Below are 9,778 nucleotides of genomic sequence, written 5' to 3'. Positions count from 1 at the left end.
AAAAGCGTAGATTCTTGCTGATGATAGCAACATCAGCTTGTGGTGAGAGACCACACGCTCGTCGCCAGTCGCCCAAGTCGGCAAACTGAGGTTCATCTACTTGTAAAATTTCTGGTGCCTTTCCTTGTGCCCAATTATGTATATAATCGCTGCTGATGATGATCAAGTCGGCCTGAGCAGCCAATTCCTGAAATAACCTCCAGTCACGGTTATTAGCAATCGATCGAGGTACGTTCATGCCTTGCGTTTCGCCACGAGGAAGGGCTATTCGGCCATCCAAGCTTACGACAAAGTTTGTGTAGACAAATGCCTGGTCTTCAGAAGCGTGTTGGCGAAGATTGTGCGCCAGATAAGTACCTTTGAGAGATTGCTCACCCCCTGGTTGCGGATAAAGTCGAATGATTGGCTCGTCCATTAATCTTTCTCCTGTGAATCACCCCGGGGAATGAACTGACCCCCAGAAGTTGGACTGTTAATTCTCAAGGACAGGCGGCCTGTAACCGATATTCCACTGGGCTTTTGCCACCGAGTTTTAATTTGATGCGATTCTTGTTGTAGTAATCAATGTAGCCTTTAAGGCCAGCGTCCAGATCTTCAAGGCTTTTGAACTCAGAACGATGAAAGAATTCGATCTTCAGTGTAGCGAAGAAACTCTCCATTGCCGCGTTATCGTAGCAATTTCCCTTTCGTGACATGCTTTGCTGGATGCCATATCTGGCTAGCGCTGTTCGATAAGGCATCATTCGGTAATGCCAGCCTCAATCGGGAAGCTACTATTCCCAGTAATACTCTTCCACCTGCTCTGCTTGCATGCTGTAGCCGCTCACTCCCAGCTTCGAGTTTGCGCGTACCAGACTTATAGTACCGCTGACCCATACCGAGCTCATCGATTGAAATCCCTGGACGGGAGGATTGGATTTTACGTGGATGATCTGATTCGCGGGCGGTGGGGGAGTGTGAATGCATGCGCCGAAATACGGAACCAAAAGGAACTCTCGCAGCCCTTCTTTTCCGCTTTCCAGGGGTACGATGAACCCCGGAATTTTTACCGCGCGGCCTTCTAAGGAAGGAATGGTAGGTGCTTCATCCCAGATCTTGCGCAGCTGATCATACAATGCTTGCACCCGCGGATCGGAATCTGGCAGTGTTGCCAGTTCTGGCAGATCCTGAAAGGATTCCATCGGATCCCAGTCAGGAGGAATCAGTTCGTCCCAGGTAATTTCAGAAAACCGGGCTGCCTGTAACCAGGACGTAGCTCCCCAGCAGAATGCGGCGATCAATCCTTGCAACAGGCGGCGTCTCGAAAGCGAAGTATTGGAGGGTAGTGTATACATAGTATCAAATCCTGGGAGACAGGCCATCGGCTAGCGACAGGCGGTACGCTCGCCAACCTGGTAAAAGGCTCGCGGCCCAGCCGGCTAGCAGCAGTCCCGCCAGCAACAGCCATTGCATCGGAGTGGGTTGCCCCAGTTGCAGCGACAAACCAAAGGTCGATTGCAACCAGGGGCCTAAAGTCAGGATGCATGTGGCCAAGGCGGCGATACCTGTAATGATACCGGCCATGGTCAGCAGAATGCCTTCCAGAGCCAACAGCGCAAGCACGTGGTACAGGCTGGCTCCTGCGGCGCGCAGGACGGCGAGTTCGCGGCGCCTTTCGTTCAGACCCGCGAGTACTACGGAAACCAGGCCTGCCATGCTGACCAGGGCAACCAGACCGGACATCAGCAGCAGGGCTCGCTCACCCGCGCCCACTATATCCCAGAGTTCATCCAAGGCGACGCCAGGAAGAATGGACATCAGCGGCTCGGCGGCGAAGTTGTTTACCTGGCGCTGTACAGAGAACACTGCAGCGCGGTTTTGCAGACCCATCAATGCAGCGGTGACGCTTTTGGGCCGCAGATCCATTTTGCGTGTTTCTTCCGGGCCGATATGCAGGCCAGGCAGAGGTACTCCCGTGATCCAGTCCACATGGATCGCCTCCATGGCCTCCAGACTGATATGAACTGTGCGGTCGACCGGCGTTCCCGTGCGTGCAAGGATGCCGGTGATCGTAAAGGGTTTGTCCGCATGATCGGCTCCAAAATTCACTTTGCCAGTGCCATGCGCCAGGGTAATGCGCTGATTGATCCGATAACCCAGGCGGTCGGCAACCTCGGCGCCGATCACTGCATCATAGAGATCGCGAAAGCGCTGCCCCTCACGCAACTGCAAAGGCTGCTGCTCACCGTAGCGGAAGTGCTCGAAATAAGCTCGCGTGGTGCCCAGCACAGGAAAACCCTGGTGTGAATCGCCCAATGACAGCGGTACTACCCACGCGACGCCGCGCAATTGCTCAAGCGCCTGGACACTGCTCCAGCGAATGTTGTTGGTGGCTGCGCCGACGTGGAAGACTGTGTACAGGAGCAGCTGGGTGGAGCCGGTGCGTGCACCGACAATCAGATCGGTTCCGGATACTGCTGAGGTGAAACTGCTGCGCAGATCCGTGCGCATGCGCTCGACCCCCAGCAGCATGAAGGTCGACAAGGCGATCGAACAGACCGTTAGCGCCAGGGTAAAACGCCGGTTCCAGGCACTGCGCCAGGCCAGATTGATGAGGTAGCTGCGATTCATACGATAACTTCCCCGTCAAATGTCACCCGGTTGATCGCAGGCAGCGAAACTTGGCGGCTGAAACGTTTGGCAATGCGGCGATCGTGGCTTACCAGCACCAGAGCACTTTCGGTCGCGGTGCAGGCAGGCAGGAGCAGATCAAGGAATGCTTCGCGCCGATCCTCGTCGAGCGCCGAGGTCGGTTCATCGGCAATGATCAAGTCAGGCTCGCCTATGAGAGCGCTCGCTGCAGCGATACGTTGCTGCTGCCCAACTGATAGGGTGTGTGCGGGTCGATTCCAGATTTGAGCGCTCAACCCCATCCCTGTCAGCCAGTGTTCTGCCGCTGCACGCAGGTTTCCGGCGTGGCGCACTGCAGCATCACGCCGCTTTGCCGAGAATCGGCAAGGTAACAGCACGTTATCCAGTGCGGTGAGATAGGGCAGCAGATTGAATTGCTGGAATATGTAACCGACATGATCGACACGATGGCGATCCCGTGCGGCTGGGCGAAGGTCACCCCAGTGAGTGTCGAGCAAGGCTACGTAGCCTGTTTGCGGCACTATCACACCGGCTAAGAGTGATAGCAATGTACTTTTGCCACAACCACTGGGGCCATGGAGAAAGATAGTTTCACCTGGCGTCACATGCAGTTCAGCAATGTTCAGGCAGTCTTCAGTACTACCTGGCCACGCGAAACGCAGATCTTTAAGTTCCAGTAAGTTGCCCGACATGGTTGCGTTCAGTTCATCAAGCTCAATCGCGATGTGCCTGGTTGCAGGACACGCTTGAACTGCCCTTGGGGTGCAGCCACTTGCACATCGATAGTGCGGATGTGAGGATAGGTATCAAACAGCTTGACGTCTATGAAACGAGTTTCTGTGGCTCTGGCGCAGGTGAAAACGATATCCACATTGATGTTGGCATGCTCATCGTCAGTATGGTCGTGCCTCTTTTCATTGTCATCGCCATGACTATGAGGGTGCACCTCTTCCTTTTTTGTGCCGAGACCCAATGCGGAGGATGTGAGATCTACCTTCGAGAGCTTGCATGCTGCGGCGGGATCAGGCTGAAACAGTTGATCAGCTGCATTCAAGTGCGCCACCATGTCCGCGAAGCCCTTATGCTCGGTGTCGGTACGCGGCGCACGCTCGAAACCCAGGAAGCTCTCCAGTGGAGACTCGATCGCCAGCGCAATGGATTGCACATCTACAGCGACATCAAGAGTCATACGACCATGAGTATGTGCATGCTGTTGTGCAGTAGCAGGTAGGGTTGCGGTCAGGGAACCGATGGTTACTGCTATCGCACGCATGATAGTGCCCATAGGGATGAGAGAAAGTTTGAACATCGGCGACTCCATGATCAGAACAAGAAATTATCAGAGTTATGCGATCTTTCAAAGGTCAACTGTAGCGTGACCTGCTCCGGTACGATCAGGTAAAAACAAGGAAATGCGAGCTTGAAAATCGTGCTTGCGACAAATCCTCAATTGATGCTCTTTTGTGAGTGCCATCAAAAAAATATAGGCCTCACCCATCATGCATGCGCAGATAGTTATGCTATAACACAGTTCATCACAACTGCAATATATGGTTGGCAAGTGCATTGTTCCCCCGGCGGGCTTGGGGACGATAATGGGGTAGATCGTATCCATCTGCCGACTGCTCATTCTTCACCTTATATGTCTGCTGATGAATATCCGCATGAGGTATAGCAGGGTGAGCAAGGTTACGAATTTTTATGATTTCTCTCCAGATACACATGATTCATTGTGCAGGTGTCACGCGCATCAGGGCACCATCCTCGGCATCGGTCAGAATCATGATCGCGCCGTCTTTGGCGATATCGACATCACGGATGCGGCCTTGTCCCTGAAGATATCGAGCTTCACCTGTCACATGCCCATCGACGAGAATCAGCCGTACCAGCGCCTGACTGGCAAGGCCCCCTATCAGAAGATCACCCTGCCATTCGGAAAACAACTTGCCCTGATAGAAGGTCATACCGCTAGGCGCGATCACCGGATCCCAGTAGTAGACGGGCTGCTCCATGCCATCCTGAGCTGTCAGACCTTCCCCGATCGCGCGACCGTTGTAGTCAAGACCATAAGTAATGATCGGCCAGCCGTAGTTCAATCCAGCCTGCGGCTGGTTCAACTCATCCCCACCACGCGGTCCGTGTTCAACTGTCCAGAGATTACCGTCCGGGTCCAGCGCTGCCGATTGCAGATTGCGATGTCCGTATGACCAGATTTCAGGCTGACCCCCCTCGATTTGTGGATTGCCTTTGGCGGCACCACCTTCCGGGTTGATTCGCAGTACTTTGCCAAGATGGGTACTGACATCCTGCGCCAGAATGCGTGGTTGTGGCAGAGAACGATCGCCAGTCGTCACGAACAGCATACCGTCACGGTCGAAAATCAATCGTGAGCCGAAATGAGCCGTGGAGTTCCAGGCAGGATTCTGCCGAAAGATCACACGAACATCCGTGAGCTTGCTATCGTCTTTGGATAGAATGCCCGTTGCCACCGCAGTCGCATTACGTTTTTCTCCACGAGGTTCAGCATAGCTCCACCAGATTTGGCGTGTCTGCGCAAAATCATCACGGACCACCACATCGAGTAATCCGCCCTGGCCTCGGGCATCAACGTTTGGCAGGCCGGCAATCGGATCAGATACCTTTCCGTCCGCAGAGATCAGGCGCATCCGTCCCGGACGCTCAGTTACAAGCCAACTGCCATCCGGGAGTTGATCCATACCCCAGGGGTGGACCAAGCCCTCAGCGATAATCTGTACATTCAGTTGTATATTTTCTTTTATGACCGGGGCTCGCGTCTGGCCCTCGAAAGCTGGTCGCTGATCTAGTGCATTTGGCGGGGGAGCATTAAAGTCTTGCGCCTGTGCAAACCCGATCTCGTAAAACAGAAGCATAGTAGCCGCAATCATCCTTACCGAAGAAGTCAGAATGGAATTGTGGTTTTTCTTCACTGACAATGATCGTTCGTTCATTTGCTTCTCCCGCATGTCTATTCAGCCCAATGGCTGCGAAACACTGATACTACCTTGGTTTTCTTTTTCTCAGTGGAATGTGGGTGTCGGTATCATATAAATAGTTCCCACGAGTTGATAACTTCGAGACCGGCAGCTTCGAAAGGGCTTGGTATCTTGTCGCAGGTTCAGTCGAAGTTCTTGGCTTCGGTATCAGTCAAGCTGCTTGCCTCGCGGGCGATGGAAGTCAGCAAGGATCTAAGCTTGATTCGCTCTGGAGCCGGGTAGTTCCTCAAGAATTGCTCGGATTTCGGTCTCAGTGCTGGGCTCATAAGAAGCTCCTGGTCTGTAAATTCCACAGCCAGAATCAGTTATATCTACTTGGTTGCAGTATCGATGAGGTTGTGCATCTGGTGTACCTCAAAGCGATCGGGCCATACAAAAATTTCTACCGCGATCTCAAGCATTTGTAAGAAGAACCAGGAGTAGAGCACGATTACAGATTAATTGAATTATGCTTTGCTCCTATTCGCTGCACATGGTTTACCGCTTCGCCTCTCTCATTGGTATATCTTGGTTGCCCCCTGCCACGCCCTCCATATTGCATTTGATTGTTATCGTTACATTTAAAGCGGTATTCTTTTTTTGTGAGTGTGATGCTTTGAATTGAAGGGAAAATTCCCCGCTGTTTGGTATTTTGGCCGGAATATGACAAACTGCTGGAAAGGGGAAAAAATGCTGGCAGAAGTACTAGATTGCCGCGTTGGCTTGAGTCTCCTCGTGCGAAGGATGTGACTAAAACGGCCGCTATTGTGAATGCCAATAAATATAAAGCAATCCGGTAATGGAAGAGATGGTGGAGGGTGGTTTCCGGCCAGGCCGGTGGGTAAGGGGTTGAATAAGGTATGGTTGGGGCACTTGCAATTCTGATGATCGGATATTCAGCCGTGGAGGCCGGGTGGCTGCACAATTTGCTGGAGCAGGGGGGGGTGTCGGCCGAAGTAGATTGTGCGAAGACAGACGGGTTGTCGGAGGTGCTGCAGCAGCAGAAATGGGATCTGGTGCTGACAGATGATCGGCCGGATCTGTGCGCGGCACAAGTATCAGGCTTGCTGGCAGGGCTGGGACTGAGTGTTCCGGTAATTGCCCTGGTTTCCCAGCAGGATGAGCAGGCAGCAGCACGTTTGATTGCTGCGGGAGTACAGGATGTGTTGCTGAAGTCTGATCCAGTGCGGCTGATGGCAGCGATCCGAGGGTGCCAGCGGTATATCGGGCATTTGCGGGATTTGCGCGAGGCACAATTGGCATTGGAGAGAAGTGAGGCTCGTTTTCGTGCGATTGCTTCCAATCTGCCAGGGCTGGTGTTCCAATTTGTACTGGAATCGGAGGGCAGCGTTTTTTTTCCGTATGTTAGCGAGGGTTCCAGATCGTTGCTCGGGCTTTCTCCCGACTATTTGCAGGAAAAGCCGGATTCATTTGCAAGGTTGATCGTGGCAAAGGATGCCGCGAGTTACGATCAATCATTGCTGGATTCGCGTGAACATCTCTCGGCATGGAACTGGGAAGGGCGTATTCAGGCAGAGGGGGATGTGGATGTCAAGTGGATCAGCCTGCGGGCTACGCCACGCCGGACACCACGCGGAGCGGTGCTGTGGGATGGGATTATGCTGAATATCACGCGTAATAAGCAGATAGAACTGGAAATCGCCCGTTCACGTGCGCAACTTGAGGAGCTGTCGGCTTATTCACAAAAGGCGAAGGAACAGGAACGGACACGAATTGCCCGCGAGATTCACGATGATATCGGCGGGACCTTGACGGCGATCAAGTGTGAGTTGGTACCGTGCCTGGATAATTCCAGTCGTACTTCCGAGTTTTATCGCAATAAGGCTGAGGCAGTGGAGTCACTGGTTGATATGGTAATCGACAGCACACGCCGGATTGCACTTGATCTTCGGCCAGGTGTACTCGATTGCGGGATCGTGGCCGCAGTGCAATGGCAGGCACGTGAGTTCAACAAGCGTACTGGCGTTTCCTGCACTGTAATGTGCGATTGTGAGGATATTTCGCTGGATGGAGACCTGGCCGTGGCAATTTTCCGGATTTTCCAGGAAGCGCTGACTAATATCTCCAAGCATGCGAATGCGTCGGAAGTGCGGGTGAAGCTGGCTGAAACAGGTAGCCAGGTGTATCTGGAGGTGGCGGATAATGGGCGCGGCATTACGCACCTGGACATGGCGAAAGTAAACTCGTTTGGCATACGCAGTATGCGCGAGCGCTGCCAGCAGCTTGGCGGGCAATTTCATATCCAGGGCGGACCTTTGGTGGGCACCGAGGTGTTGATCTGGATTCCGGTCAATGGTCAGTCGATAATCGGTGGGGAATCCAGGTTGAACTGAGGCGCATGGGAGTAAGGTTATGATAAAGGTGATGATCACTGATGATCATGCGATTGTGCGCCAGGGGCTCAAGCAGATTTTGAGTGAGACTGGTGATATCAGCGTGACCGGGGAAGCGGAAAACGGTATTCAGGCCATCAAGATCATACGTCAGCAGGCATTTGATGTGATGTTGCTGGATATTTCTCTACCCGACCGGAATGGGATCGAGGTGCTCAAGCAGGTCAGGAAGGAGTGTCCGGATATGGCGGTGCTGATGTTGAGCATGCACAATGAAAACGAGTTTGCGATCCGGTCGCTCAAGGCGGGTGCAGCTGGTTATCTGAACAAGCAGAGCGCACCGGCACAACTGGTTATTGCGATCCGCCAGGTTGCATCCGGCCAGAAATATATTACACCTGCGTTGGCAATGGAGCTGGCGAATGCGATTACTACGGGTACGGATCAGCCGCTGCATACTTCTTTATCCGATCGGGAATACCAGACGTTATGCCTGATTGCTGCTGGCAAGGGATTGACCGAGATCTCGGAAGAAATGTGCCTGAGCCCGAAAACTGTCAGTGTATATCGTGCCCGGCTACTGGAAAAACTCAAGCTGACCAATAACAGTGAACTGATTCGCTACGCCATCATGCACCATCTGGTCGATTGACCGTTTCCCTCTATCCTGTAGTTGACTATCGTGTTCTGACTCCCAGATTCTGTTTTTGCAAGTTGCGCCAGACTTGTTCTGTTGTTGCGGGGAGGCTGCAGGCCGACATGGCAATTCATTATTTCAGGCACGCAAAGATGGTGGGAGGGTACTGCACTACTTTTACGCTATTGTTGGGAGGAAATTAGTACTACAGTCGTATATATTTTTACTTGGGAGGAGAGAATCCTCTGCGCCGACAAGGACATGCGCTGGCGCTGATGGACGGCGTGCACGCTGGATCACATCATCGTCGCAGGTGCCGCTGCCACGTCATTTGCAGAGCGTGGCCTACTATTTACTATGGCTGGGGGCCTCGGCTCCCCTTTTGCTGCTCCAATCTGGTGTGCCGGCAAAGCCCGCTGAAGCGACGATGCCGGTTCAGTCGCATCGCGGTCGTCACGGTTCATTGTTCGGCACCGAAGATCCACGCAGCATCTTCACTGTGGAATGTGCGTCCTCCGGTATGCCCGGGTTGCGCTGTCGTACGTTGCACGAGTTGCCTGCGGCATCTCGCCCCTGTCGGGCTTCCATCGCTTCTATAATCGGACCCGGCCGTCAAGGAACCTGATCGCAATCTGGTCGGAAAGTATTGATTCTTTTGGGATTATTCGTGGGTATTCTAATACGATCAGCGCTTGATATGTCTGAGCGAATGATGGATATTGTCGGCGCTGTTAAGACCGATTCAACTAGTGAGGCGCATAGGGTTATTGCGTTTCAGCGAAAGGCATAAACATTCGACCAGAGCTTGGGACTATGCCTGTCGCAGTCACCAAGAACAACCAATCTTCACCCGTATCGGCGAGGTGCTTTCGCCTTGGTATGCCGTTTCCATTGTCCTTTCTCTCTGTGGCGCGCATGCCGCTTACGGAGCGGACGTCAGCGTAGATCAGCTGAAAGAACGCCTCTCAATTGCAGCGGAAAATTCGACTTGGGTGTTGCAGGTCACATCCTATATTTGGGCGGCCGGGCTCAAGGGGAACATCTCAGCGTTTCGCCGCGCCTCGACGATCAGCGTCGAGAAATCATTTTCCGATGTGGTGGACGACCTCAACTTCGGAGGGCTCATCAACTTTTGGGGACGTTATGACCGCTTCGTCTTTTCG

Annotated in this window: 11 protein-coding genes and 1 pseudogene; 4 read left to right on the top strand and 8 right to left on the bottom strand. The window is 53.2% G+C overall.

Features of this window, described 5'->3' with window-relative positions; all coding sequences use genetic code 11:
• The 8 genes and pseudogenes from ABUL11_RS09910 to ABUL11_RS09875 all read right to left on the bottom strand — a co-directional run.
• The coding region (locus ABUL11_RS09910) for a hypothetical protein (RefSeq protein ID WP_350283694.1) at positions 1–415 on the bottom strand (415 nt) is incomplete at its 3' end.
• Positions 416–479: 64 nt separating this feature from the next.
• A pseudogene (locus ABUL11_RS09905) lies at positions 480–758 on the bottom strand (IS3 family transposase); the annotation flags it as partial.
• A gap of 15 nt (positions 759–773) precedes the next feature.
• Positions 774–1,334: a DUF3299 domain-containing protein gene (locus ABUL11_RS09900; RefSeq protein ID WP_350283693.1), complete on the bottom strand. Its 561-nt coding sequence runs from the start codon at positions 1,332–1,334 to the stop codon at positions 774–776.
• A gap of 4 nt (positions 1,335–1,338) precedes the next feature.
• Complete coding sequence (locus ABUL11_RS09895; protein ID WP_350283692.1) at positions 1,339–2,610, bottom strand: ABC transporter permease; 1,272 nt, start codon at positions 2,608–2,610, stop codon at positions 1,339–1,341.
• On the bottom strand, positions 2,607–3,323 hold the full coding sequence (locus ABUL11_RS09890) for an ABC transporter ATP-binding protein (protein ID WP_350283691.1): 717 nt from the start codon (positions 3,321–3,323) through the stop codon (positions 2,607–2,609). The genes ABUL11_RS09895 and ABUL11_RS09890 overlap by 4 nt, the downstream gene beginning before the upstream one ends.
• A gap of 8 nt (positions 3,324–3,331) precedes the next feature.
• Positions 3,332–3,940 carry a DUF2796 domain-containing protein gene (locus ABUL11_RS09885; RefSeq protein WP_350283690.1) on the bottom strand — a complete coding sequence of 203 codons (609 nt, stop codon included), beginning with the start codon at positions 3,938–3,940 and terminating at the stop codon, positions 3,332–3,334.
• Positions 3,941–4,166: 226 nt separating this feature from the next.
• The gene (locus ABUL11_RS09880; protein ID WP_350283689.1) at positions 4,167–4,355 is read right to left on the bottom strand and encodes a hypothetical protein; all 189 of its coding nucleotides are present in this window, start codon (positions 4,353–4,355) and stop codon (positions 4,167–4,169) included.
• Positions 4,356–4,358: 3 nt separating this feature from the next.
• Positions 4,359–5,600 (bottom strand): PQQ-dependent sugar dehydrogenase, encoded by a 1,242-nt coding sequence (locus ABUL11_RS09875; protein WP_350283688.1) that lies wholly within the window; start codon positions 5,598–5,600, stop codon positions 4,359–4,361.
• A gap of 278 nt (positions 5,601–5,878) precedes the next feature.
• On the opposite strand from ABUL11_RS09875, the gene ABUL11_RS09870 reads away from it, so the two are divergent.
• The 4 genes from ABUL11_RS09870 to ABUL11_RS09855 all read left to right on the top strand — a co-directional run.
• Positions 5,879–6,052 carry a type II toxin-antitoxin system RelE/ParE family toxin gene (locus ABUL11_RS09870; protein ID WP_350283687.1) on the top strand — a complete coding sequence of 58 codons (174 nt, stop codon included), beginning with the start codon at positions 5,879–5,881 and terminating at the stop codon, positions 6,050–6,052.
• A 432-nt stretch (positions 6,053–6,484) separates the two neighbouring features.
• Positions 6,485–7,978 carry an ATP-binding response regulator gene (locus ABUL11_RS09865; RefSeq protein ID WP_350283686.1) on the top strand — a complete coding sequence of 498 codons (1,494 nt, stop codon included), beginning with the start codon at positions 6,485–6,487 and terminating at the stop codon, positions 7,976–7,978.
• A gap of 19 nt (positions 7,979–7,997) precedes the next feature.
• Complete coding sequence (locus ABUL11_RS09860) at positions 7,998–8,630, top strand: response regulator (RefSeq protein WP_350283685.1); 633 nt, start codon at positions 7,998–8,000, stop codon at positions 8,628–8,630.
• Between the two features lie 752 nt (positions 8,631–9,382).
• The coding region (locus ABUL11_RS09855; protein ID WP_350283684.1) for a hypothetical protein at positions 9,383–9,778 on the top strand (396 nt) is incomplete at its 3' end.

This window comes from Nitrosomonas sp., assembly GCF_040256045.1.
In the GTDB taxonomy this organism is placed as follows: Bacteria; Pseudomonadota; Gammaproteobacteria; order Burkholderiales; family Nitrosomonadaceae; genus Nitrosomonas.
The sequence above is the reverse complement of the archived record's forward strand: the minus strand, read 5'-3'. Positions and strand labels throughout refer to the sequence as shown.